This is a genomic window from Pseudoflavonifractor phocaeensis, assembly GCF_038439875.1.
In the GTDB taxonomy this organism is placed as follows: domain Bacteria; phylum Bacillota; class Clostridia; order Oscillospirales; family Oscillospiraceae; genus Vermiculatibacterium.
Genome location: NZ_JBCDMT010000003.1, coordinates 107,802 through 132,743, shown reverse-complemented (window position 1 = coordinate 132,743; position 24,942 = coordinate 107,802). Strand labels below are relative to the sequence as shown.

At 60.0% G+C, this 24,942-nt stretch carries 25 protein-coding genes; 14 read left to right on the top strand and 11 right to left on the bottom strand.

Translation table 11 applies throughout. The features are described 5' to 3' along the window. Positions 1-245: 245 nt before the first annotated feature. The 5 genes from AAEU42_RS05315 to dndB are packed head-to-tail and all read right to left on the bottom strand — an operon-like array spanning position 246 to position 6,269. Positions 246-1,376 carry a cysteine desulfurase family protein gene (locus AAEU42_RS05315; protein ID WP_342232499.1) on the bottom strand — a complete coding sequence of 377 codons (1,131 nt, stop codon included), beginning with the start codon at positions 1,374-1,376 and terminating at the stop codon, positions 246-248. Beyond that, on the bottom strand, positions 1,376-1,765 hold the full coding sequence (gene dndE / locus AAEU42_RS05310; RefSeq protein WP_342232498.1) for a DNA sulfur modification protein DndE: 390 nt from the start codon (positions 1,763-1,765) through the stop codon (positions 1,376-1,378). The genes AAEU42_RS05315 and dndE overlap by 1 nt, the downstream gene beginning before the upstream one ends. Further along, positions 1,746-3,752, bottom strand: a complete 2,007-nt coding sequence (dndD, locus tag AAEU42_RS05305) for a DNA sulfur modification protein DndD (protein ID WP_342232497.1) — start codon at positions 3,750-3,752, stop codon at positions 1,746-1,748. The genes dndE and dndD overlap by 20 nt, the downstream gene beginning before the upstream one ends. A 10-nt stretch (positions 3,753-3,762) precedes the next feature. After that, on the bottom strand, positions 3,763-5,232 hold the full coding sequence (gene dndC / locus AAEU42_RS05300; RefSeq protein ID WP_342232496.1) for a DNA phosphorothioation system sulfurtransferase DndC: 1,470 nt from the start codon (positions 5,230-5,232) through the stop codon (positions 3,763-3,765). Further along, positions 5,229-6,269, bottom strand: coding sequence for a DNA sulfur modification protein DndB (gene dndB, locus AAEU42_RS05295; protein WP_342232849.1), 1,041 nt, complete (start codon positions 6,267-6,269; stop codon positions 5,229-5,231). Before dndB ends, dndC begins: the two co-directional genes overlap by 4 nt. A 164-nt stretch (positions 6,270-6,433) precedes the next feature. Between dndB and AAEU42_RS05290 the strand changes: the two genes are divergently transcribed. The 3 genes from AAEU42_RS05290 to AAEU42_RS05280 are packed head-to-tail and all read left to right on the top strand — an operon-like array spanning position 6,434 to position 7,339. After that, positions 6,434-6,658, top strand: a complete 225-nt coding sequence (locus AAEU42_RS05290; protein ID WP_342232495.1) for a hypothetical protein — start codon at positions 6,434-6,436, stop codon at positions 6,656-6,658. Positions 6,659-6,671: 13 nt separating this feature from the next. Then, positions 6,672-7,028 carry a helix-turn-helix domain-containing protein gene (locus tag AAEU42_RS05285; RefSeq protein ID WP_342232494.1) on the top strand — a complete coding sequence of 119 codons (357 nt, stop codon included), beginning with the start codon at positions 6,672-6,674 and terminating at the stop codon, positions 7,026-7,028. Next, entirely contained in the window at positions 7,028-7,339 is a 312-nt protein-coding gene (locus AAEU42_RS05280) for a sporulation initiation factor Spo0A C-terminal domain-containing protein (RefSeq protein WP_342232493.1), read from the top strand. The genes AAEU42_RS05285 and AAEU42_RS05280 overlap by 1 nt, the downstream gene beginning before the upstream one ends. 54 nt (positions 7,340-7,393) lie before the next feature. Here AAEU42_RS05280 and AAEU42_RS05275 read toward each other — a convergent pair whose 3' ends face one another. The 3 genes from AAEU42_RS05275 to AAEU42_RS05265 form a co-directional block, all read right to left on the bottom strand. Then, entirely contained in the window at positions 7,394-8,032 is a 639-nt protein-coding gene (locus AAEU42_RS05275) for an Ltp family lipoprotein (protein WP_342232492.1), read from the bottom strand. A gap of 74 nt (positions 8,033-8,106) precedes the next feature. Next, positions 8,107-8,247 (bottom strand): hypothetical protein, encoded by a 141-nt coding sequence (locus tag AAEU42_RS05270; RefSeq protein WP_342232491.1) that lies wholly within the window; start codon positions 8,245-8,247, stop codon positions 8,107-8,109. Between the two features lie 259 nt (positions 8,248-8,506). Further along, the gene (locus AAEU42_RS05265) at positions 8,507-9,190 is read right to left on the bottom strand and encodes a response regulator transcription factor (protein WP_342232490.1); all 684 of its coding nucleotides are present in this window, start codon (positions 9,188-9,190) and stop codon (positions 8,507-8,509) included. A gap of 82 nt (positions 9,191-9,272) precedes the next feature. Here AAEU42_RS05265 and AAEU42_RS05260 point away from each other — a divergent pair, with 82 nt between their 5' ends. The 9 genes from AAEU42_RS05260 to AAEU42_RS05220 all read left to right on the top strand — a co-directional run bounded on the left by AAEU42_RS05260 (position 9,273) and on the right by AAEU42_RS05220 (position 17,447). Beyond that, positions 9,273-11,021, top strand: coding sequence for a sensor histidine kinase (locus AAEU42_RS05260; protein ID WP_342232489.1), 1,749 nt, complete (start codon positions 9,273-9,275; stop codon positions 11,019-11,021). A 156-nt stretch (positions 11,022-11,177) separates the two neighbouring features. Next, positions 11,178-11,705, top strand: a complete 528-nt coding sequence (locus tag AAEU42_RS05255) for a cytidylate kinase-like family protein (RefSeq protein ID WP_342232488.1) — start codon at positions 11,178-11,180, stop codon at positions 11,703-11,705. Then, positions 11,686-12,015, top strand: coding sequence for a DUF1622 domain-containing protein (locus AAEU42_RS05250; protein WP_342232487.1), 330 nt, complete (start codon positions 11,686-11,688; stop codon positions 12,013-12,015). Before AAEU42_RS05255 ends, AAEU42_RS05250 begins: the two co-directional genes overlap by 20 nt. Further along, entirely contained in the window at positions 12,012-13,100 is a 1,089-nt protein-coding gene (locus tag AAEU42_RS05245) for a hypothetical protein (RefSeq protein ID WP_342232486.1), read from the top strand. Before AAEU42_RS05250 ends, AAEU42_RS05245 begins: the two co-directional genes overlap by 4 nt. A gap of 40 nt (positions 13,101-13,140) precedes the next feature. After that, positions 13,141-14,181, top strand: a complete 1,041-nt coding sequence (locus AAEU42_RS05240) for an FAD:protein FMN transferase (RefSeq protein ID WP_342232485.1) — start codon at positions 13,141-13,143, stop codon at positions 14,179-14,181. 17 nt (positions 14,182-14,198) lie between these two features. Then, positions 14,199-15,509 (top strand): electron transport complex subunit RsxC, encoded by a 1,311-nt coding sequence (gene rsxC / locus AAEU42_RS05235; protein ID WP_342232484.1) that lies wholly within the window; start codon positions 14,199-14,201, stop codon positions 15,507-15,509. Then, on the top strand, positions 15,506-16,477 hold the full coding sequence (locus AAEU42_RS05230; RefSeq protein ID WP_342232483.1) for an RnfABCDGE type electron transport complex subunit D: 972 nt from the start codon (positions 15,506-15,508) through the stop codon (positions 16,475-16,477). The genes rsxC and AAEU42_RS05230 overlap by 4 nt, the downstream gene beginning before the upstream one ends. Then, positions 16,474-17,010, top strand: coding sequence for an RnfABCDGE type electron transport complex subunit G (locus AAEU42_RS05225; RefSeq protein WP_342232482.1), 537 nt, complete (start codon positions 16,474-16,476; stop codon positions 17,008-17,010). Before AAEU42_RS05230 ends, AAEU42_RS05225 begins: the two co-directional genes overlap by 4 nt. A gap of 2 nt (positions 17,011-17,012) precedes the next feature. Further along, on the top strand, positions 17,013-17,447 hold the full coding sequence (locus AAEU42_RS05220; RefSeq protein WP_342232481.1) for a hypothetical protein: 435 nt from the start codon (positions 17,013-17,015) through the stop codon (positions 17,445-17,447). A 174-nt stretch (positions 17,448-17,621) separates the two neighbouring features. On the opposite strand, the gene AAEU42_RS05215 is transcribed toward AAEU42_RS05220, so the two are convergent. From AAEU42_RS05215 to AAEU42_RS05205, 3 genes are all read right to left on the bottom strand, one after another. Further along, a complete protein-coding gene (locus AAEU42_RS05215) occupies positions 17,622-17,861 on the bottom strand; it encodes a helix-turn-helix transcriptional regulator (RefSeq protein WP_342232480.1) in 240 nt (79 codons plus the stop codon). Positions 17,862-18,127: 266 nt separating this feature from the next. Next, on the bottom strand, positions 18,128-19,462 hold the full coding sequence (locus AAEU42_RS05210; protein ID WP_342232479.1) for a sensor histidine kinase: 1,335 nt from the start codon (positions 19,460-19,462) through the stop codon (positions 18,128-18,130). 1 nt (position 19,463) lies between these two features. After that, a complete protein-coding gene (locus AAEU42_RS05205) occupies positions 19,464-20,165 on the bottom strand; it encodes a response regulator transcription factor (RefSeq protein WP_342232478.1) in 702 nt (233 codons plus the stop codon). Between the two features lie 202 nt (positions 20,166-20,367). On the opposite strand from AAEU42_RS05205, the gene AAEU42_RS05200 reads away from it, so the two are divergent. Together AAEU42_RS05200 and AAEU42_RS05195 are read left to right on the top strand one after the other, a co-directional pair. Further along, on the top strand, positions 20,368-22,503 hold the full coding sequence (locus tag AAEU42_RS05200; protein ID WP_342232477.1) for an efflux RND transporter permease subunit: 2,136 nt from the start codon (positions 20,368-20,370) through the stop codon (positions 22,501-22,503). A 1-nt stretch (position 22,504) separates the two neighbouring features. Continuing rightward, positions 22,505-24,922: a hypothetical protein gene (locus AAEU42_RS05195; protein WP_342232476.1), complete on the top strand. Its 2,418-nt coding sequence runs from the start codon at positions 22,505-22,507 to the stop codon at positions 24,920-24,922. Positions 24,923-24,942 lie beyond the last annotated feature (20 nt).

The window sequence follows — 24,942 nt, the reverse complement described above, 5'->3', positions numbered from 1 at the left end:
CCTCCCGAATGAAAATGGGGAAAGACTGGGCCTTCCAATCCCATTGTATGACCGGGAGGAAAAAGGGTGCCGCGGCAGGAGGTAAGCGTATGTCGATGTACACCTGCCGGATATGAGCTGTATGAGTGAACCTTCTCTTGCACTGCATTAGGTGCTGTTAATTGTACAGGTAACTATGTGTATAGTTTTTATGGACGGGCGGCTTTCTTCCGGCGCTGTTTCAAGGTTCACTTTATTGGGCTTGTTCAGATCATGTTTTTTACATAGCCAGCCAACGCCTGGAAATCTACCTGGGTATCATGGCTCCATGAAATCCGAACTGCCTGGTTGATCCTGTCCTCTGGGAGTCCCATGGCGGTGAGGACGTAGCTGGGCGCATGACTGCCAGAATTGCAGGCGGAACCATTTGAAAAGGCATAGTTTTCTTTGACTGCCAGAAAAATGCCTTCCGCATCGATTCCGTGGAAGCTGATGTTTACCGTTGATGGGATACAATATTGGGGATCACCGTTCAGAGAGTAACCTAAGCCAGCTATAGACGTAAAAAATTGATCTTTGATCTTTTTGCAAGCCATCATATGCTTTTCCGCTTCTTTGTCGCATAATTGTGAAGCTAAAGCAAATCCGGCTACCAAAGCTACCGGTGTGGTTCCGGGCCGAAAACCCCGCTCTTGCTGTCCACCATACATGAGGGGCCTGACGGGAGGCCGCTGGTAATTCGGACCGCGCTTTATCACAAGAGCACCAACACCCTGTGGTCCACCCAGCTTGTGGGCGGTCACACTTAACATATCGTATTTCGTCTTTCGGAGTGTATCATTCAGTTTACCAAAGCCCTGGGTGGCGTCGATGTGGAAGTAGGCCGGCGTTTTGGAAAGCGCCTCTCCTACTTCCTCAATAGGCTGGATAACACCGGTCTCACTATTCACGTGCATCATTGAGACAAGGAGGGTCTGCTCTGTCACTAATGAGAGAATCTGCTCCGGTTTGATCCGACCGCTTTCGTCCGGCGATATGATGTCCACTTTGCAGCCCTTTGTTTGGAGATACCTCATGGCCTCAAGAACAGATTTGTGTTCTATGGCGGTGGTGATAAAATGATTTTGCCCACTCTTCACAGCGTACTCCAACAGTCCCAATATAGCCATATTGTTGCTTTCGGTAGAGCCACTGGTAAAAACGAGATCGGTGCTGTCAATCCGGAGAATTTCCGAAATCTGCTCCCTGGCACTGGCCACGATAGCTTTGGCATCGGTGCCAAACGTGTGGGTGCGGCTGTCCGCATTACCATAATGTGCGCGGTATACCTCCATCATGCATTCCAACACTCGTTGGTCTACCGGGGCGGAAGCGTTGTAGTCAAGGTAGACAGCCATCAAATCTCCTCCTTTGGCACTGCGGATCTCAGCAGATCCTGGCAGCTTTGTAATACATCCCGGGCACTATAATGGTTTATGCCACGATTGAGATGAAGCCGAAAATATTTGGCGCATGTTTTCTCATCGTCTCCCAGCTCGTCATTGATGCAGCGCTGACGGATAATTGCCTCGTATATTTCGGCATACTCTCCGGCAAAAGTGGACCAGTCCATCTCCACATTACTATCCGATAAGGGGTCGAGTCCCCCGGGAACAGTAGGCTCGGCAAGTGACCAACATAGAGCCCAGCGGCAGAGAATGTTCCAGTTTTGGATACCAGTCTTAGATTTGATTCGAATCAACCGCTCTTTTTCGGGCTGAGATAGTTTAAAGTGCTTTACAATCACCGGATAACGCCTCCCCAAAGTAACCGTGGATGATGGATGTGCACTGCTCTTCTTCCTGGTAGAGCAGGGTATAGGAGTCGACCACGTTGTCTCGGATCAAACTAAGGTATTGTCCGTTGATTTCCTCGTCAGTAGATAATACTAGGACCTGCGAGCTGGCAGCGGGGAGGTACTTTGTCACAAAATTAGCCCGATGGGAAGAGTCGAGACGTGCCATGGGTGTATCGATGATGACCGGCGCCTTGTATCCTGAGGTCAAGGCCAGGGCCCATACAATGGAAATGGCGAACATCTGCTGCTCCCCGGCAGAAAGCTGACTTTTCAACAGCTCTTTTCCATCGCTGCCGATAATGGTGACGTCCAGTGTCTCTGGATGGATGTCAATTCGCTGGATAAATGTATCCTTTTCCACCAAAGCGCGAAAGCACTGGGTGACGGCTTCGGACAGAGCTGCTACTTTCTCGCTTTGGAGTTTGCCTTTAAATCGAGATAGGACCTCCATCGACATAGCCGCGTACTTGACGATTCGACCGTTATTACTGTTATCATTCTGCTTTTCTGCAATTTTTCGGATCAAATTGATGCGCCTTTTATCCAGTGTATTCCTATACTGCTCCATGTTCTTGATGGCTTCCTTTTGATGATCGTGCTCGTTCTCAGCGGCCTTTTTCTTATTGTCTACGTCTTGTAGTGCATCATAGAGTTGCATGGCCACCGTTTTCTCATCAAATTCATCTAAATGAGTGTCCAGGTTCATGTGACGGTTTTCCTGTTCCTCCATGTATTTGGTTAGATTGTTAATTTGGGCGTCTAGAACTTGGAATACTTCGGCGGTGAGACGCTCCAACAGCTGCAAGCTGGTACGGGAAAGCGGCTCAATGGGCAGATTGTTTTCGCTGCCTATTTGACTGATCAACTCATCTGTGACAATTTTTTTCACCATGCCATAAACCTCGGCGGGTATCTCACTGTTGTCCAACCTTGCGATGATGCGTCGGTAAAGCTCTGCCCGCACTTTGTTTGAATAGCGCTCGGCATCATCGTTGCGCAGGGCCAGCTCGGACTCATATACCTGACCCACCAAATAGCGGCACATATACAACGGGGTGGCTGGATCGGCGGCTATTTTCAGCATCTCGGAGTTGATATCTTCAACTTCTGCGGTGATTCTTTTCATCTCCGCTTTAATGGCGTCCCGGTGCTTTAACAAATCCCCGCCGGCAGACCAAAACTTTTTGTCCGCGGCCTCGTAGTCGGCCTCGGCACGTTCCCGGTTGCGCTCTAATTCCTTCTCTCGTGCGATAGCCTCCGCCAGCTTTTTATCTAACTCAGCTATCTGCTCTTCTACTTCGCGATAACCCTGGTTCTCTTCGCTGTTTTCAAACTCCAGAATAGCTTTTTTCTTACGCCGGATTACCTCGTCCAGGTGAAAGATAGTCTTTTCAATCGTAGAGATTCCAATGGCCGACTTTATGGAGCCCTTGATTTGTTCAAAGGATGCGTCCTCAGCCAGCTGGGTGATTTTTTCATTGTTGAAGAAAAAGAACTTGGCGATACCAAAAGGGAGGATCTCCTCAATATAAAAATTCCAGTTTTCCCCCAGGTATTCGTCTGCTACACCGTTTTTTTCCACGGTCAATACTTGATTCAGCTTCCCGTCTTTCTGCCGCCACTTCCGCTCAACCCGCAGGGAGATTCCGTCATCTAAGGTGAGGGAGACTGCAACATAGGTTTCATCATCGGCAGCGTGCTTATTGATGTGGTCCAGGAGCAGTTTTTCATAAGAGCGGGCACCCTCCTGGATGTACTTGAGAGCTTGCTTGCCATACAGCGCAATCAGGATGGAATCGTGGAAAGTGGTCTTACCCCGCCCGTTCAATCCACCGATCAATGTAATGTTGCGTTCGCCGTTTTGGTTGGAGAGAGACATCTCGTGGCTGCCTTTATAGATCCCAAAATTGTGAAGCTCTATTTTTGTAAAATACACCCTATACACCTCACACTTCTGGGGAATCGCCGGCAAGCGCATCGACCATTTCGGTTATTTTGTGTTCCTGCCGTGTGATCAGCTGGATGGCATCATCTTCATCCCGGTAAAATGCTTTCTTGATTTCCGCTTCAAGGTTGACAATGACGTTTCGTTTGTTGGACATGGCATTGGCTTTGGCTTCTACATCCAGCAGGGCCCGCTGCATATCAAACAAAAGCGTTTCACCCTCGTCATACTCGGTACAGACTTCTTTCAAAAGCGTGGCCTCTTTTTTACCAAAATATTTGTTCTTACTGATGACGCCGTCGTCATATTTTTTCCCAGTCTCTTCCTCGTATATTTTAGGAAGCAGATCCTCAAATTCATGTTTTTCATCCAGCCAGATCCGCCGAATGACTCGCAGTTCGTCCATAGTAATTAAGGGAGTATCTTTGATCTCCTCAGGCCCAAGCGCATGGACCAGCTTTTCTGTTCGCAAGAGCTCCCGCAAAAATTTTTCCCTAGTTTCCTGATTGTAGGGACCATGGACTAATCTTTCGTTGCGATAGGTCAGATGTCCGTCGATCCGGCGGAAGTCCCGGCGCCTTCGGTCGTCCTCCCATTTAGCCACGATCACATTGTCCCGAAAATTCAGCATTGGCAGCATCCAAGATTTTTCTTCATCATTTTTGATCATGGCCGCCATGGACTTGTCCTGAGCCACCATAGTGCAGACCCAGCAGCCAAAACGGCTGTTTCCGCAGCTGGGCGTAGATGTGTCCAGCACCAAGGGACACTCGCCATCTGCGCTGGCTCCACTATACATGGCTAGCAAATCCTTGTTGGAGTGCCCCCAAGGATTTGGATACTGGACAATATACTGCCATACGTTGTCGTTGCTCCAGTTTTCAATGGGGGAGAAAACATAAGAGTTGGGAAAAGACCCATTGGGGCTTAAATGGGCTCTGTACTGCTTTTTTTCGTAGCCCTCCATTACTGCTTTACGGGAGGCACTTTCCGCCTTCCTGGTCCCCAAAACCAAAATGGCCTCGCTTTCCGCGTCGAGGATCTCTTTAATAAATCGGTTGGAGGGGTCAATCTTCAACCGGCTGGTGCACCAACGAAAATTTTTTTTGGGAAAGGGGTAACCGCGGCCGATCAAGCTGACCCAGAAAGTGTTTTCTGTGACAGGAGTGAGCCGGTGGGGGATAATAGGCAGAGCCTCTCGTTTTGCCGTCTCCTCCATTTTTCGCAGCGACTGCGAAGCCCAGAGCGCCACTACAGGAGATTCAACCAAAGTATCGGTATTGATTACATGGACAGGCTTGATCAGCTTATCCTTTGGAAGCTCTGATATGGCGGTCCAAACAAGCTGGACGACGGCGGTGGAGTCCTTGCCGCCGCTGTATCCACATATCCAGGGGATTTTATCCTCAAGATAAAGCCCCTTAATTGTTTCAATAACGGCTCGAATATCGGCCTTGGTCAGACTACTCATATTTGATCACCTGTATTTCCCATCAAAACAGATTTGATATATTCGGACATGGCCCGCTGCGCGCTTCGGTTTGCGGCCACTTTTCCGTTGATAAAAACTAATTTCTCCCACTGGGGATTATCTTTTTTCCAATCAATACGATCAAGCGCCTTAAGGTGCTTGATCCAATCTCTGGGATATGCTGCAATCAAAGCGTTGCCGCCATAACCCAATGCTGCCAAAGTAACGCTGAGAGAACATATGTATTCTTTGCGTACATCGGAGGACTTCATCGCACCGCATTTGACGGCACTCCACTCGGTGATGTGAGCGGACACCTGAGACCAAAATTGGATCGCCAGGCTTATCTTGTCTTCAATACTAGAATCTACGTTTTTCAACAGTTCTTCTGTGGCCGAACAAACTGCGCTGAGTGTAAAAAGAGCCTTGGAACGGTTGGAAATAGTGGTTTTCTCCTTTTCAACTAAACCGTTGAAAGTAGGGACGCTTTCGATCACGCGTTTGGCAATGATGGAGGATTCCTCACGAGAATTAAATAAAATATTGATGGATTTTGTGGGACGAATGGCATAACGATTGAGGTCCGAAAACATCTGCTGTGCACGCAGCAACCCTTCATCACGATAAAAAACCACAGAAATATGTTCCGATTTAAGCGCTGGATTCTGCTTAATGGCCTCCGCAATCGCCGCACGCCGGTGTTGACCGTCATTGATCAAAAATTGTGAACTCATAGAGATAGCAATATATCCTACATAAGGATTATTCTCATTAAAAGGCTGGAACTCCATATCACCATCTACCGAAACTGTCAAAGAAGAAAAAACATAGTTGTCTGGGTTGTTTAATATGTAATTGCATATATCAGGGATTCTAGCTTTATTCAAAACCCGTTGGGCACGGATTTCCAGCGGCAGCTCCTCATCCTCGAATTGAAAGATGCGCGGAATAATTTCAAGAGGCACCATAGCGGCAAAATAATCCCTCTTGGCCTGGACCCCTTTGACCGCAGGAAAAAGAAACGCAGCACTGTTCATATTCAGCACCCTTTCACTCGACAAAATTCTTTGTATTATATGGTATTATACTAGCAAAAGGAAGTCTTGTAAATAACTTTGGAAGTCTTTGTTTGTTGACTTGTTTGCTTGGGGGAATGGAAATCATTATAAATTTTGAAATCAAACCGATTTGGCGACGTATCTTGAAAGCAAAACAGTTGGGGGTCAAAGCGCCTCTGCCTCAGAGGAGAAACTTGTTACAGAAGGTGTATATCGATTCGATGATTCTTATAAGCATAAAAGGACCAGCCTCTGATGCCACGGCATCAGAGGCTGGTCCTTTTATTCCTGGTTGGCCGGTAAAACGGCCAAAATGCCGGGAAATCAATCTGCTTTCGACGGGGATTTCCTTTATCCTTACTATGTAAGGAGGGGAATGTCATGGACTTGACACAAAACCTGTCAAACAATTTGAGGGCTATCCGCGGCGGGCGGTCGCAGGTGGAATTCTCGAAAGAAATTGGGATCACCAAATCCACGCTGCAGGCGATAGAGAAGCAGGCATCCGCGGCCCGGTTGGACACCCTTGAACTGATATCTCAAAAGCTGGGGATACCGGCTTCGGCTTTACTCTCGGAAGATTTGGCGCAAACCAAGCCGGACCGTGAGGAGAAGGTGCTCCAGGGCTTGGGCTGGTTTGTCACGCTGCCCGAGGCTGACCGGAACATGCTGGCCGATTGGATCCAGGAATCGGCGGAAGTCCTGCGCAGGCTGTCCGACGCGCTGGAGGGCCGCTGATGGACCGCCGGAAACTTTTGCGAAACCTTGGCATCACGGCAAATTACGAAGGGTTTCACCATTGCCTTGCCGCGCTGGAAGTGATCAACAGGGAGCCGGAGGCCCTGATGCAGGTGACCAAACGGCTCTATCCTGCTGTGGCGGAACGGTACGGCATTACATGGAAGGCCGTGGAGATCGGCTTGCGCAGGACGGTGAAGCGGGCGTGGGACAGCAATCCTGATTTTTTGAGGGAACTGAACGGCCGCCCGCTGCCTGACAGACCCACGGTCTCACAGTTTTTGGACATCCTGGCCGCAAATGTGGATTAAGAAGTTCGGACAGCCGCCCCCCGGCGTTTGAGACGCCGGGGGGCGGCTATATGTTCAATATCCGTTTGCCTGAGCGCCGTAGACCGCTTGGTCGTGGGTATAGCCCTCAAATTCCAGCTGATCGATGAGGCCGTCACGGGAGAAGGACATGATGTCCAAATAGCTCTTGGCGGATTTTGCCGCCTGCTCATACCAGTCGGCGCCGCAGTGGTCCGCCGCGTAGACGGCGTCCTCGTGGGAGTACTGCTCAAACTCCAGCTGCTCAATCAGCCCCTCACGGGAAAAGGGCATGATGCTCAAGTAGCTGTTTGCGGATTTAAGCGCGTTTTTTTGCCCAATGGTTTCACCGGAAGCGGGCGGGGTGCTGGGATTGCCCGTCTGATTTGCGGGAGTTTGGGCGGCTGTGGTCAGCTTTACGGTCTGCGTTGTGCCGTCCCACTCCACACCCAGACCGAGGGCGTTGGCGATGCCGCGGACGGGGAGATATGTGGTGCCCTTAATGGCGAAGGGCTCCACGGCGCTGCCGTTGGCATCCGTAGGCGTGACCGGCTGTCCGTCCAGGGTGATCTGTATCCCGGTGTAGTCCAGGGTAGCCTGCTTTTGGTAGCCGGACGCCAGCGAGGTCCCAACGATGCCTCCCAGCAGGAACGTAACGATGATGCCTGCGATAAACCCTTTCCACTGCCTTTTCATAATGACTGCCTCTCTTTCATATTTTCCACCCCGCGGTGGTTTTGACGTGATTGGAAAGCCGCTGTGCAAGGCGGTCACTGGCGGTAAAGCGTTTTCAGTTCCGCCTCGGTAAACTGGGTGTGAAAGGCCCGGTTGATGAGCCTGCGGGCCATATTCCAGGACCAGCCGTAGTCGTCGATGTAACGGTGGATGGCGATGATAATACCGTGAACCATGAAGGATACCTCTTTGGCCGCGCGTGACGCGGTTATTTTGTCCGGCAAAGCGGGCTGCGCCGCAGCGGCCGGGTGTGCTTGCCCCGCAACTGATAAGACCGGGACGGTATCGACAATCCCGTGATGCGGCAGGATGGCAGAACAGAAAAATGGTTCTGCTGAAGCGGGGAAGGAGCGGGGAAAACATCATAATCGCGCGTACAGCGTTTTCTCCGGTGAAAGAACTGGCCTGGGTATGGGACCACCGGGAGGCTGCCCCTCAGACCACAAAGCGGTAGCCCAGGCCCCGGACCGTCTGGATATACTTGGGGCTGGAGGGGTCCTCCTCAATTTTCTGGCGCAGGCGGTTCACGTACACCATGATGGCGTTTTCGTCGATGATGGCCTCCCCCCAGATAAGATCGTAGAGCATGTCCTTGGAAAAGATGCGGTTGACATTGTCGATGAAGAGCTTCATCATGGCGTTTTCCTTGGAGGAGAGGGGGATCTCCACGCCGTTTTTATAGAACCGCAGGGTGCTGGTATTGTATTGGAAGGGGCCGGCGGTAATGAGGGCGTTCGCCCCGGGAAGATTGTCCCGGCTGCGGCGGATGAGGGCCTTGACCTTGGCCCCCAGAGTAATGGGGTTGAAGGGCTTTGTGACGTAGTCGTCAGCCCCGATATCCAGGCCGTACAGGGTGTCGTAATCCTCTTTCCGGCCGCTGACGATGATGATGGGGGTCTTCAGCCCGCGGCGGCGGATGGATTGGACAACGGCGAAGCCGTCCATGCCGTGCATGTTCACGTCCAGGAGGATACAGTCGTAAGCCTCGTGGGCCAGCAGCTCCAGGGCCTCTTCGCCGCTGGAGGCGGTGTGGGCGTCGATGCCGTTGCTTTTGACTACCTTATACAACATGGTGAGGACGGACTGGTCGTCGTCTACGATGAGTACGGTGTCGGCCATGATTCTCCCCCTTTACAGGCTGAAAACAATCGTGTATGGTTAGTATAGACAAAAACCGGCGGTTTGACAAGGGGGCGGGGCTGTGGAGTCGATCCAGAAAAGAAGAAGGCGGTTTTTTGCGGCTCTGGGGCCGATCCTGGCCCTTATCATCACCGGCATCGTCATGGTGGGGCGGGTCTTTACCAAATATGAGGACATCATCCTCGCCAGTGAGGACGAGAAGCTCTTCAGCCTGGCCCGGTCCGTGGACCGGAGCGTGGCCAGCTATCTGAGCCGGTATGGGGAGAGCCTGGACGACACCGTGGAGCGCTGGGGCTTCCGGTCGGCGGAGATCCGCTGGCGGACCGAGGGAGACCCGGAGACTTTGCTGAACCATATGAGGGAGAACGTTCTGGCCCAGGATGAACTCATTACGGCCATGCTGGCCATTCAGGACGGGCAGGTCCTTCTCTCCACCAGCGGCACGACGGATTACGTGATCCCGCCCAATGCCGGGCGGGAGGTGGGCAAGGGCGCCGTCCGCCCCTGCCTGGACGGGGCGGGGAACATCTATCTGGCCTTTGTCCGGGAGGTGGGGGGCGGCCTGAGCTACGCCGCCCTCATGGATCTGCCCGGCTTTTATCAGCGGGTGGCGGGGGATCTGACCTCAGGCACCCAGGACCGTATCCTTCTGCTGGACGCCGGGGGGCAGACTTTGCTCCACCGCGTCCGGGAGGGGACCCGGGTGGACCTGGTGGAGGCGCTGGACGGGACGAGCTGCGATTACGGGGGCCTGACCTTCCTGCTGGAGCGCCAGCGGGCGGGGGAGGAGGGGACTGCCTTTTATGACACCGCCGACTGCCTGGAGGGGAAGCGCTATACCGCCCGGATAGCGGTCCTCCCCGCCGGGGAGGGGAACAACGGATTTTTTGCCGTAGGGGTGTCGGTGGACTACGACGGGGTCATCAGGCCTCTCCATACGGCGGCCATCCGCCTGCTGGCCTATGGCGGGATGGTGGTGGCGGGCGTGGTGCTTCTGGTGGTCCTGACCCTGCGGACCCGGCGGCGCAGCGAGCGGGAGTTCCGGGAGCTGGAGGTCCTGCGCAGGAAAAACGAGGCCATGGAAGAGCTCAACCGCAAGACCCAGGAGCTGGCCCACCACCAACGGCTGGAAACCATCGGCACACTCACCTCCTCCATCGCCCACGAGTTCAACAACCTGCTGACCCCCATCATGGGGTACAGCATCCTTACGCTGGAAAAGCTGCCCGCGGAGGAGACGGAGCTCTACGACAACGTTCTGGAAATCTACAACTCCTCCCGGAAGGCCAAGGAAATTATCTCCCGGCTCTCCGACCTGTCGAGAAAAAACAACGCCCTCACCTTCCAGTTTGTCTCCCCGGACGAGCTGGTCCAAAAGGTGCTGGGGGTGGTGGCGCCCGCCCAGCCCCCCGGTGTGACGGTGGAGACCGAACTGAACTGCCGCCACCTGTGGCTCTACGGAAATGAGACCCAGCTGTCCCAGATGCTCCTCAACCTGATGCTCAACGCTTTCCAGGCCATGGAGGAGCGGGGCGGGACGGTGACGGTGTCCACCTGGGCGGACGGCGCCCATATTCGGCTGCGGGTGTCCGACACCGGGCCGGGCATCCCGGAGGAGGCCCGGGAGCATATCTTTGAGCCCTTTTATACAACAAAGGAGGCGGGCCGGGGCACCGGACTGGGCCTGGCCATCGTCCGGCAGGTGGTGGAGGAGCACCAGGGGTCCATCGAGCTGGGCACCGCCCCCGGCGGGGGCGCGGCGTTTACCGTCACGTTCCCCCTGCGGGACAGGGCGGGAGAGGAAGATTGAATAAAAGTTTCCAGGAATGTCGTGAAACACCATGTTTCACGACATTCTTTTTCGCTTTTTACACAACCTAAATGAATATTAAGGCACCATCTATCTGGCATTAAGGTTTTACAGTTACACTGCGATTGTGAGAAATTTCACAAAGGGGGGAGCGGGGTGGTCATCACCATCGGGCGCAAATACGGAAGCGGCGGCAAGGAGATCGGCCAGCGGTTGGCCCGGCGGCTGGGCATCGCGTGCCACGACGCCGATTTGGACGTGGATGGGGACGACCGCCAGCGCTTCGCCGCCATCCGGGCCATGGCCCAGGCGGGGCCCTGCGTCATCCTGGGGTTCTGCGCCGACCATGTGCTCTCCGGCACCGAGGGGCTCATCCGGGTCTTTCTCCACAGCGACATGGACCACCGGGTGGAGCGGATCGTCCGCCAGTACGGGCTTCCCGAGGGGGAGGCCCGGCGGGAGGCCCTGCGCCAGGACAGGGAGCGGTCCCGCCGCTACGGCGTGTGCACCGGGGGCAAGTGGGCCGACCTGGCCCGCTATGACCTGACGGTGGACTGCGGCCCTCTGGGCGTGGAGGGAACGGTGGAGCTGCTCAGCCAGTTCGTGGCGCTCAAGGTCATGCGGGGGCGGAGGAACGTCCCCACACTCTCACAGGAGGTATCCCATGCTGGAGAACGTGATTGAATGGGTCCTCTCCTTTCTCATCCCCCTTTGTGAGATGATGGGCATTTTCGTGGTGGGGGTCTCCTCAGCGGCCGCCTTCGGGCGGTATCTGAAGGGCCTTGTCACAGGGAAGCCCAGCGACATCAAGTTCCGCCTGGCCAACGGCCTGGCGCTGAGCTTGGAGTTCAAAATGGCGGCCGAGATCCTCAAGACCGTACTGGTCCGGGATCTCAAGGAGCTGACCGTCCTGGGCGCCGTCATCGCCCTGCGCGCGCTTCTGTCCTTCCTGATCCACTTCGAAATGAAGCAGAACGAACACACAGCCGAATGAAAAAATGGAGGTACATCAAGATGAACATGAAGAAACTCTCTCTCGCCGCCCTGTCCCTGAGCCTGACCGCCGGCCTGCTGGCCGGCTGCGCCGGGAAGCCCGCCGCCAGCACGCCCGCTCCCTCCGAGGCCCCCGTGGAATCCGCCGCCCCTTCCGCCGCCGTCACTGAGGGGGCCGTAAAGACAGGCCTGTCCGTGATCACCGGCGTGAAGAGCAGCAAGGACGCCTCCGCTGAGGGCGAGGGCCTGGCCCAGGCCGACATCGCCCTGGTGGCGGTCACCGTCACCGACGACGGGGTCATCGACTCCTGCGTCATCGACGCCGTCCAGGCCAAGATCAACTTCGACGCCGAGGGCAAGCTGGTCACTCCCCTGGACACCGAGTTCGCCAGCAAGAACGAGCGGGGCGATGACTACGGTATGCGCAAGGCCAGCGCCATCGGCAAGGAGTGGGATGAGCAGGCCGCCGCCTTCGCCGAGTACGCCGTGGGCAAGACGGTGGAAGAGCTGAAGGGCATCGCCATCGACGACAGCGGCAAGGCCGCCGACGCCGACCTGGCCTCCTCCGTCACCGTCACCGTGGGCGGCTTCCTGGAGGGCATCGAGGCCGCCGTGGCCAACGCCGCCCATCTGGGCGCCCAGGCCGGGGATAAGCTGGCCCTCACCACCGTCACCAATATGAGCAAGAGCAAGGACGCCACCGCCGAGGCCGACGGCCTGGCCCAGGCCTATACCACCGTGGCCGCCGTCACCCTGAATGGGGACACCGTCACCAGCTGCTCCATCGACGCGGTCCAGGCCAACGTGAACTTTGACGCCTCCGGCGCCATCACCACCGACCTGGCCGCGCCCCAGGCCAGCAAGAACGAGCTGGGCGACGCCTACGACATGCGGAAGGCCTCCTCCATCGGCAAGGAGTGGAACGAGCAGGCCGCCGCCTTCTGTGAGTATGTCACCGGCAAGACCGTCAGCGAGATCACCGGCATCGCCGTGGACGACCACGGCAGCGCCACCGACGCCGACCTGGCCTCCTCCGTGACCATCGGGATCACCGAGTTCCAGGAGTTGATCGAGAAGGCCGTCTAAGGACTGGTTTTGATCCGTGATGCGGGAAAGGAGGACCGGCATGAACAAAAAGCGATGGCTGTCCCTGTCCCTGGCGGTCCTCCTTACCCTCGCGGGCTGCGGGGCCCGGGCGGCGGAGGAGCGGACACCCAAACGGTACGAGGCCAGCTTCCTCACCCTATTTGACACGGTGACCACCGTGGTGGGCTACGCCGAGCGCGAGGAGGACTTCCGGGCCGTCACCCAGCGCTTCCACGACGAACTGCTGGAATACCACCAGCTCTTTGACATCTACAACGACTACGAGGGCATTGTGAACCTGAAGGCCCTCAACGACAGCGCCGGAGGCGGGGCCGTGGCGGTGGACGGACGGATCGTCGACCTGCTGCTCTTCTGCCGGGAGCTCTATGAGAGTACCGGCGGCCGGGTGGATGTGACCATGGGGAGCGTGCTTTCCCTGTGGCACGAGGCCCGGGAGGAGGGGGTGGAGGACCCGGAACAGGCCGCTCTCCCCGATATCCAGGCCCTCCGGGCCGCGGCGGAGCACACCGGCTTCGACCGCGTCGTTATCGATGAGGCGGCCGCCACCGTTGAGATCACCGACCCGGACCTCCGGCTGGACGTGGGGGCGGTGGCCAAGGGCTACGCCGTGGAGCGGGTCTGCGAGGGCCTGCCCTCCGGACTGCTGGTCAGCGTAGGAGGCAATGTCCGGGCCACCGGGTCCAAGCCCCAGGGGGACGCCCCCTGGGTGGTGGGGGTCCAGGACCCGGACGGCGGACGGGAGGACTACCTCCACACCGTCTACGTCACCGACGGCTCGGTGGTCACCAGCGGCGACTACCAGCGATACTACACGGTGGACGGAGTCCGCTACCACCACATCATTGACCCGGACACCCTGTTTCCCGCCGGGTACTGGCGGGCGGTGACCATCCTGTGCGGCGACTCCGGTCTGGCCGATGCCCTGTCTACGGCCCTTTACACCCTGCCCCGGGAGGCGGGGCAGGCGTTGCTGGACCGCTGTGGGGCAGAGGCCCTGTGGGTAGACGGGGACGGGAACGAGTTTTACAGCCCCGGTTTCTCCAAACTGCTTCGGACATGATTTGTTGAGGTGAGAAAATGAGACACCTGTTTTTTGGCGGCGTCCATCCGGCGGGCCGCAAAGAACTGACCGGCCGGAACGACCCCGTCCCGGCCCCCATCCCCCGTGAGGTGGTCATCCCCCTGCGCCAGCATATCGGCGCCCCCTGCGAGCCCCTGGTGAAGCCGGGGGATCTGGTGGGCCTGGGCCAGAAGATCGGCGACGGCCCCGGCATGTGCGTGCCGGTCCACGCCTCGGTCTCCGGCAGGGTGCTGGCCGTGGAGCCCCGGCCCCATCCCGGCGGCGGGACGTGCATGGCGGTGGTCATTGAAAACGACTACCAGGATACCCCGGCCTCCGCGCTGACGCCCCACCTGGATCCGGAGGGCCTCTCCGCCGAGGAGCTGGTGTCCATCATCCGGGAGGCGGGCATCGTAGGCATGGGCGGCGCCACCTTCCCCACCGATGTGAAGACCATCACCGGCATGGGCAAGGTGGATACCGTGATCGCCAACGCCTGCGAGTGCGAGCCTTACATCACCGCCGACGACAGCCTGCTGTGCACCTATCCCGAGCAAGTCCTGCGGGGGATGGGGGTGCTGATGCGGGTGCTGGAGTCCAAACGGGCGGTACTGGCCGTTGAGGACAACAAGACCGAGGCCATCGCCGTGCTGGAGGGACAGCTGAAGGACTTCCCCGGCATCGAGCTGAAGGTGCTGCCCACCCGCTATCCCCAGGGGGCGGAGAAACAGCTCATTCAGTCGGTCACCGGCCGGGAGGTGCCCCCCGGCGGCCTGCCCAAGGACGTGGGGTGCGCCGTGTTCAACGCCGCCACCTTCGCCTCGGTCTACAAGGCGGTCTACGAGGGGGAGCCGGTGGTGAAGCGCATCGTCACCGTCACCGGCGAGGCCGTCAAGGAGCCCAAGAACCTGATCGTCCGCATCGGCGCTTCCTTTGAGGAGGCCGTGGCCGCCGCCGGCGGCCTGACCGACGACGTGTGGAAGGTGGTCTCGGGCGGTCCCATGATGGGCGTGGCCCAGACCGACCTGAGCGCTCCCCTGGTAAAGGGCGTCAACGCCGTCCTGTGCCTGTCCAATGCCCAGAACGGGGAGAGCGGCCACCCCCACTGCATCCGCTGCGGGAAATGCACCGAGGCCTGCCCCATGCTCCTCCAGCCCTTGTACCTCTACCGCTATGAGCAGGCGGGGGATCTGGCCGAGCTGGAGCGGCTCCATCTGGCCGACTGCATCGAGTGCGGCTGCTGTGCCTATGTCTGCCCCGGCAAGCTTCCTTTGGTGGAGCGGTTCCGGGTGGGAAAACGAACTTTGAAGGAGGGGAAGCAGGCATGAAACTGACAGTGACATCCTCTCCCCATATCCGGGGGAAGGAGAGCACGGGCACCATCATGCGGGACGTGCTCATCGCCCTGATCCCCGCCCTGGTGGCCGGGACCGTGGTCTACGGCCCCCGGGCCCTGCTGGTGACGGCGGTATGCGTGGCGGCCTGTCTGGCCGCCGAGGGGCTCTACCGGGCGCTGACCCATCAGCACAACACCCTGCCCGACGGCTCCGCCGCCGTCACCGGCGTCCTGCTGGCTATGACCCTGCCCGCCACCGTGCCCTATTGGCTGGCGGCGGTGGGCGGCGTCTTTGCCATCGTGGTGGTGAAAGCCCTCTGCGGCGGCATCGGCCAGAACATTTTCAACCCCGCCCTGGCCGGCCGGGCCCTGCTGGTCCTCTTCTGGCCCGCGGCCATGACCCGGTTTGCCGCCCTGGGGCAGGACCTGCCCCTCTTGGGCTCCGCCGCCGACGCGGTGACCGCCGCCACCCCCCTGCACCATATGCAGATGCCCGCCCTGCCTGAGGCGTCCCTGCTGGACATGTTCCTGGGCAACGTGGCCGGGTGCATCGGGGAGGCCTCGGCCCTGGCCCTGCTCCTGGGCGGGGCCTACCTGGTGGTCCGCAAGGTCATCTCCCTGCGGATCCCGGCGGCCTACCTGGGCTCCGTGGCGGTGCTGTCCCTGCTCTTTTCCAAGGGGCAGGACCCCATTCAGTGGATGCTTTACAGCATCTTCGGCGGCGGCGTGATGCTGGGGGCCATCTTCATGGCCACCGATTACGCCACCTCTCCCACAAATCCCAAAGGCCAGCTGCTCTACGGCCTGGGCTGCGGCGTTCTGACTGTGGTTTTCCGCTACACCGGCCTCTTCCCCGGCGGGGTGACTTACGCCATCCTGCTGATGAACGCCGCCGTGTGGGCCATCGACCGGTACACCGCGCCCCGGCGCTTCGGCGTCCTGAAAGGAGGGGCGGCATGATGAAAGACCTGATCAAGCCCATTGCCGTCCTGGCTGTGGTCGCCGCCCTGGTGGGCGGGGCCCGGTTCGGGCTGGCGGGCACCGCGGCGGCCAACGCCGAGGCGGAGCAAAATGAGATGATGTCCATTCTCCTGCCCGGGAGCGCCGCCTTTGTCCCGGAGGAATACGACGGGGAGGACGAGAACATCACCGCCGTCTACAAGGGGGACACGGGCTACGTGGTGGAGACCCTCACCGACGGCTACGCCGGGGGCATCCGGCTCCTGGTGGGCGTGGACAACGAGGGGACCGTCACCGGTGTGGTGGTCCGGGCGCTGACCGAGACCTTCGGGCTGGGCCATGAGGCCCTCACCGATACGGCCTTTTTGAGCCAGTTCTTGGGCACCGCCGGGGAGGCGGCCGTGGGGGAGGACGTGGACGCCCTCACCGGGGCCACCGTCACCTCCAAGGCCATCGCCAAGGGGGTCAACTCCGCCGCCGCGTTTGTCACGGGGGCCGACGTGTCCTCCAGCGCCACGGAATGGGGGGGCTGAACATGAAGAAGAGCGTTTTGGTGAATGCCGTTCTGGCCGCCCTGCTGGGGCTGTCCTGCCTGATCACGGTGCTGGTGAAGGTCTTTTCCCCGGCGGCCGTGCTCCCCAAGCTGGATGTGGCCATGCTGGCCTTCTTCTCCCTGGCGGCCCTGGCGGTGGAGAATTACCTCTCGCCCAAGGCTCAGCGGGCCTGGGTGCCCAACCTTCTGCTGGCGGGGGCCTCCTTCGCCCTGCTGCCCTGGTGCGCCGGACTGGCGGGGGCGGAGGAGATGGGCCTGCTGTTCCTGCTGGGGATGGTGGTTTTCGGCGTGTCCGCCTTCCTGTACGGCTCCATGGCCCGCCGCATGGCCTCCGGCCCGGCGGGGAAGGCCGCCCCGGCCCTCAGCGCCTTTGTGCTGTTCCTTGCGGCCCAAAGCCTGAGCGGGCTGCCGCTGTAAGACGCTGCTACTGTTCAAAGAGCGCCGCCCTCCGGGGCGGCGCTCTTTTTTCGCTCCTCATTCAGACTTTGCGGGGGCGTTTCCCTGCGGTTTCCAGATCGCCGCCCGCCAGAAGATTGGAGCGGTGGCCGTGCTTAAAAAAACGGGCGGGTTTGCGTCCGTTGGGAAAATCATTTATCCCTCCCGCTCCCCGGCGTCATCCAGCGGAGCTTCTTCCGGTATGAAGTCCATGATGCTGCATTGATACAGCCGCGCCATTCGGTAAGCCATGCTGATCTTGGGCTCCCGGAGCCCCGCCTCGATGTACTGCAGGTTCCGGGTGGAAATCCCCAGCTTTTCCGCCGCTGCCTCCTGGATCAGATTGGCCTCTTTTCGCTTCTCCTGGTAAGCGGTAGGATGGCGTTTTCGTTTCATCGTTTTCCCTCCCTCTGCTGGAAGGTTATAGCAATTACGCATCAATGTCCCCGAATGATCGTGCGCATTTGCAAAAAATGTTTCTTTGTTTTATATTATGATGAAATCGCGGTGAAATAAAAGATTATAAGGGAATAAAGTCCGAAAAGTCGAAAAGTGTCGAGCGTGAATATACACATGGAACACTGGATGTGTGCCTGACCTGGGAAAAAAGAACAGCAAAAGGAAGCCCCCGGCCCATTGGGCCGGGGGCTTCCTTTTGCTGTTTACCGATCAAGCGCGGGGAGGGCGGCGCGGATGGAAAGGCCGCCGCCGGGAAGATCGAAGGCCGAGACGGCGCCGCCGTGGGCGGTGATGATGCTCTTGCAGATGGACAGCCCCAGGCCGGAGACCTTGCGGCCTCGGTCGGAGGTGTACAGCGGCTCGAAGATCTGGTCCAGCAGCTCCTCCGGCACCCCTTTTCCATTGTCGGAGAAGAGAAAGACCACCTGTCCGCCCTCCCGCCGGCAGGTGAGGGAGAGGGAGAGCCGCTCCGCCCCGGCGTGTTGGATGCTGTTGCCGATGAGGTTTCCGAAGAAGCGGCGCATGTGCTCCCAGTTGCATAAGAGCCTGTCCCCGGGACACTGGCATTCCACCCGGAAGCCCACCCCGGTGTCGGCGAGCTCCCCCTCGTACTCCTGGAGGAGCCGGGCGCACAGCTCTTCCGCCGTCATGAGCCCCATGGGGGCGGTATCCCGGAGCCCCACGTCGATGTAGTCGTCGAACTCATCCACGATGGACTGGATGGCCACGGCCTTTTCATGGACGCTCTGGAGATAGCTGCGTTCCTTTTCCGGGGGCAGTCCGGGGGAGAGGAGGCGCTCGGAGTACCCCAGCACCGAGGTGAGGGGGGTCTTGATGTCGTGGGAGATGGAGGCGATGAGCTGCCGCTCCGCCTTCTCCTTCCGGTCCACGATGCCGGCCAGGTCGGCGAAGGTGTTTTGAAGGCGTCCGATCTCGTCGGCCCGGTCGGTGCGCTCCGGCCGGGTTCCGGATTCGTAATAGCGGCGCATGGTCTTCCGAAGCCGGACGATGGGAGCCACCATCAGGGAGAAGATCAGGAGAGCCGCCCCGGCAAAGACACACAGGTTCAAGAGGAGCAGCCCCAGGAAGGCGGAGTGGGTGACGGACCGTGTCAACTCCTGGCGGGCCATGGCGGGGACCTGGACGGCCACCCGCACCGTGCCCCCCGGCAGGGAGGCGGGGGCCCAGGCCCCGGCGGTAAGGCCGTGGGAGAGGCCCGCGGGGGCCTGGTCAAAGAGGCGTTCCCCTTCCTTGGTCTGGACCGAGGCGCCGAAGCCCTCGCCGGAAAGCCAGGTGCCGAAAAGCTCATAGTCCCCGCCGCAGCCCTCCAAATAGGCGGCCGCCCGAAGGGCGGTGTCCTGGGCGCTCTCCACCATCCCGTCGTAGGCCTGTCCGGTGTACCGGCCCAGGTAGGCTAGGAAATAGGCGCACATGGCCAGCCAGCTGGCCACGGCCAGGACCAGGATGAGGGCGATGAGCTTCCGGCTCAGGCGGCTGGAGAGCCAGCCCACGCCGGAGAACCGCTGTTTTTCCTCCATGTCAGCCCTCCTCCGTAAACCCGCTCTGGGTGACAAAGCGGTACCCGGAGCCCCAGACCGTCTTGATGTAGCGCCAGTCCGGGTCCAGCTTGGCCCGCAGGTTCTTGACGTTGATGGCCACGGTGCCCACGTCTCCGAAATCGGTGCCCCACACGTCGTGGAAGATGCGCTCCCGGGAGAGGGTCTGCCCGGCGTGGCCCATAAGGTAGGCCAGAAGTTCAAACTCCCGGGTGGAGAGGGGGATGTTCCGCCCGTCCTTGGTGACCGACAGGGCGGCGGGGTCCAGGGTGACGCCGCCGATGGTGATGGGCCGCTCCGCGGAAGCGGCGGGGGAGGAGCGGGCCTGGCGGCGCAGGTGGGCCCGGACCCGGGCCACCAGCTCCTCCAGGGCAAAGGGCTTGGTGAGGTAATCGTCCGCCCCCAGGCCGAGCCCCGCCACCACGTCCTTCACGCTGTCCCGGGCGGAGAGGAAGAGGATGGGGCAGGCCACCCTGTCCCGGATGGCCCGGCACACCTCCAGGCCGCTCATGCCGTTCATCATGATGTCCAGGATGATGAGGTCGAAGGGGGCCTCCTCCGCCCGGCGCACGGCCTCCTCCCCCGAGGGGACCGCCGTAACGGCCATGCCCTCCTCGGTGAGGAGGTCTGTGACCAGAGCCAGGATGGAGGCGTCGTCATCCGCCAGTAAGATCCGTTCCGCCATGGGCCGTCCCTCCTTTGTCTGCCCCTATTATACACCACCGCTCCCTGTCTGTGGGATTAAGAATTATGAAGCCCGCGGAGGGCCCGGCCCCTTTATTAAGAATTATGAGAGTTGCCCCCAAACCGTTGACATTTCAGGGTTTTCAAACCTAAGATAAGGGCGGAAAGACCCCATAAGACCAAACGTTTGGAAGGTGACGGCCTTGCTGGAAAAGATCGCCCGGGGGCTGACCCGGAAGCCGAGGCTGGTGGTGCTGGCGGCGGTGCTGCTGCTCATCCCCAGTGTCCTGGGCTCCGCGGCCACCCGCATCAATTACGATATCCTGACCTATCTGCCCCCCGACCTGGATTCCTCCAGGGGGGAACAACTGCTGGAGGAGCCCTTCCACATGGCGGCTACCACCATGCTCATCGTGGAGGATATGCCCCCCGCCTACACCGACCAACTGCGCAGGGAGATCGAGCAGGTGCCGGGGGTGTCCAGCGCGACATGGGTCTCCAGCCTGGTAGGCATCCAGATTCCCACCGAGATGATCCCGGAGGACCTGCGGGACATCTTCTTCTCCGGGGACTCCACCATGATGATCGTCCAGTACGATATGCCGGGGGCCTCGGAGCAGACCATGGAGGCCATCGGCCAGGTGCGCAGGCTGTGCAACGAGCGGTGCTTCCTGGCCGGCTTCTCCGTCCTCATCAAGGACACCAAGGAGCTGGTGGACCAGGAGCTGCCCCTCTACATCCTGCTGGCGGTGGCCCTCTCCTTCGTGGCCATGTCCCTCACGATGGAATCCTGGCTGCTGCCGGTGGCCTTCCTCCTGAGCATCGGCATGGCCATCCTCTACAACTTCGGCACCAATTTCTTTTTCGGCCAGATCTCCTACATCACCAAGGCCATCGCCGCCGTCCTCCAGCTGGGGGTGACCATGGACTATTCCATCTTCCTCTACCACCGCTATGAGGAGGAGCGGGCCAATTACGAGGACAAACGGGACGCCATGGCGAAAGCCATCGTGGCCGCCTTTACCTCCCTGTCGGGGAGCTCCCTGACCACCATCGCCGGCTTTGGGGCGCTGTGCTTCATGCGGCTGCTGCTGGGGCGGGACATCGGCCTTGTGATGGCCAAGGGCGTGGTGCTTGGGGTGGCCACCGTGGTGCTGGTGCTGCCAGCCATCCTGCTGGTGCTGGACCGGGGCATCGCCAAATACCGCCACCCCACCCTGAACCTGGATTTCGGGCGGGTCAACGATTTTATGGTCCGCCACCGCAAGACCTTCGTGGCCCTCTTCGCCCTGCTCTTCATCCCTGCGGTGTACGCCCAGAGCCACGCCGCGGTCTACTACAAGCTGGACCGGGCCCTGCCCCAGGATATGCCCTCCATCGTAGCCACCAATAAGCTCAAGGAGGACTACGACATGGCCTCCACCCACTTCATCGTATTCCGGGACGACCTGAGCCACGTGGAGCTCAAGGAGATGGAGGAACGGGTGGAAGGGGTGGAGGGCATCACCTCCGTGGTGGCCTACGATAAGCTCATGAGCCCCGCCGTACCCGACTTCTTCGTGCCCCAGGAGGTGAAGGACCTGTGCAAGAAGGACGGCCTTCAGCTCATGATGGTGAACTCGGCCTATCCCGCCGCCTCCGACGAGGTGGCGGCCCAGCTGGACCAGGTGGATGCCATCGTGAAAGCCTGTGACCCGGGGGCCTATATCACCGGGGAGGCCGCCCTCACCAAGGACCTGATCTCCACCGCCGCCGTGGACTTCAAGGTGACCAACTACATCTCCATCGCCGCCATCCTGGTCATCGTGGCGGTGCTGTTCAAGTCCCTGACGGTCCCGGCCCTGCTGGTGGCGGCCATCGAGCTGGCCATCTTCATCAACCAGGGCATCTCCTATTTCACCGGCACCGAGGTGCCCTTTATCGCCCCCACCATTATCGGGTGCGTCCAGCTGGGGGCCACGGTGGACTACGCCATCTTGATGACCACCCGGTTCCGGGAGGAACTGAGAAACGGCCTGGACCGAAAGGAGGCCATCCACGTGGCGGCCACCGCCTCGGATACCTCCATCCTCACCAGCGCCCTGGTGCTCTTCTGCGCCACTCTGGGGGTGGGGTTTGTCTCCAGGATCGAGATCATCAGCAGCCTGTGCATCATGCTGGCCCGGGGGGCCATCATCTCCGCCGTGGTGAGCATCTTTATCCTCCCCTCCATGCTGGTGGTTTTCGAGCCGGTCATCCACAGGACTACCCTGTGGTGGAGAAGGGCTAAGCCGCCCCGGGAAAAGGGCGCGGGCAGGGTGCCGGCCCCGGCGGGTGGACAAGGAAAGGAGCAGGGTTGAGATGAAACAAACATGGAACCTGGGGAAACGGCTGGGGGCTCTGGCCCTGGCGCTGACCCTTGCGGCGGGGCTGGCCCTTCCCGCTTTTGCGGCGGGGGAGGCCCAGGCCCCCGTCTGTGATGAATCCTACTACGCCACCCTGGACTATTACGGTCAGCTCATGGACTCCAGCGTGGTGAAGAGCTACCGGCTCAACGGCAGCACCGCCATCACCGACTACGGCGTCTACGACCGGGTGGTGAATCTCACCGACGGCATCGTCCCCACCGTCTCCGACGGGGCGGTGACCTTTGAGCTGGGCGAGGAGGCCCCCCAGCGGTTCTATTTCGAGGGCAAGACCCGGCAGCCCTATGAGGACCTGCCCTGGACTTTCTCCCTGTCCTACCGGCTCAACGGGGTGCCCACCCCCGCGGAGGAGCTGGCGGGGAAGAGCGGCCTTATCGAGATCGGGCTGGACGTGTACCCCAACCCGGGCGCTTCGGAGTATAACCGGAACAACCTGGTCCTCACCGCCGCCACCGCCTTCAACGCCGACGATATCCTCTCCCTGGAGGCGGAGGGGGCGGAGGTCCAGCTGGTGGGCAACCTGCGGGCCGTCCTGTTTATGGTGATGCCGGGGGAGGAGCGGCATTTCACCATCCGGGTTGGGAGTGAGGACTTTACCTTCTCCGGCCTGGTGCTGCTGGCGGTCCCCGCCACCCTGGCCCAGCTGGACCAGATCGCGGACCTGCGGGAGGCCAAGGAGAAGACGGAGAACTCCTATGACGCCATCAACGACAGTCTTGACGTGATTCTGAACAGCCTGGACGGCATGAGCGGCAGTCTGCGGGCCACCGCCAACGGCCTGGATCAGCTCAACAGCGCCCGGGGCACCGTTTCGGCGGGAAAGGGGGGCGTCTACGACGGCGCCGACCTGGCCCTGGCCGACCTGGACGCCCTGTCGGGAGCGCTGGGGAGCATGGACGGGTATTTCGACACCGCCACCCAAGCCGCCGCCGACACTACGGCGGTTCTCAACCAGCTCAACGGCACGGCCCAATCCCTCCGGCCGGACCTGGAAAAGACCCGGCAGACCATCACCGCCATCCAGAAGGATACCAAAGCCCTGCGGGAGCTCCTCACCGACGTGGAGGGCTATAACAAGAAGGCCACCGCCATCGCCGCCAGCCTGGCCAGCGAGCTGGACGACCTGGAGGACGAGACCGGCGGCCTGCGCTTCAGCCTGGACCGGCTGGAGGGGGCCCTGCGGAACCCCGGAAAGATCTCCACTGTAAAGGCATCCGAGCTCCCCTTGGATGATATGAAAGTCACCATTGGGGGACGGGAGATGACGGTGGCGGAGGTCAACCGGCAGGTGTCGCTGGCCACCGAGATCGCCACAGCCTACGCCGCGGCCGCGGGGGGCGATATCGCCACCGCCGATCCGGCGGCGGTCCAGGGGTTCCTTATGAGCTATTACACAGGGAAGGGGATCACGGACCCGGCGGAACTGACAGCCAAGATCACCGCGGCGGCGTCCGCCCTTCAATTTGTCGGCGGGAACCGGGCGGAGCTTGAGGCGATGCAGAAGAAGCTGGACGCCCTGAACTCCGCGGTCGGGTCCGTCAACACGCGGATCAAAGAGGCCAACAATATCATCTCCAATCTCACCCGTCCCACCGCCGACGTGGTTGGCCAGCTCTCCGACCTGTGCGGGGAGCTGGGGGACACCGGCGTCACCGACGACCTGTCCGCCCTGGCCGGGCTGTGCCGGGACCTGCTGAAAACCATGAAGGCCCACGAGGGGGAGGGGGGCGCCCTGCTGACCGACGTGGACACCCTGGGCTCCGTGGCGGGTCAGGTGGCTCAGACCGCGGAGGACGCCCTGGGCCAGCTGGACGGCCTCAATGATATCCTCAACGCCTATGAACCCCAGGTCCAAACCGCTCTGGCCGATGCCCAGACCCTCTCCGGCTCTCTTCAGTCCACCCTCCGGGACACCAGGTCGGCCCTCTCCGCCGCCGAGGCCCTGGCCCATCAGAGCGGCCCGGACCTGGATGAGGGCACCCGCCAGACCCTCGGCGGACTGGCCGACTCCCTTCGAAAATCCACCTACGGCCTGGACCGGACCGACACCATCCGAACCGCCAAAAGCACCATCACAGACCTCATTGACGATGAGTGGGACACCCATACGGGGGGAGAGAACAACCTCCTGCTTATGGACGCCGGAGCGAAGCCTAGCTCCCTGACCTCCCTCCGGAACGGGACGCCCAACAGCGTGCAGTACATTATGCGCACCCAGGAGATCAAAGTGAGGGAAGAGGACAGCCAGGCGGCGCAGGACGGGGAGCAGAGAGAAAAGGGCTCTGTTTGGAGCCGGATCAAGGCTATGTTCACGGATTTTTGGAAGGCAATCACCGGGTTGTTCCGACACTGAGAAGCAAAATGGGGGGAGGC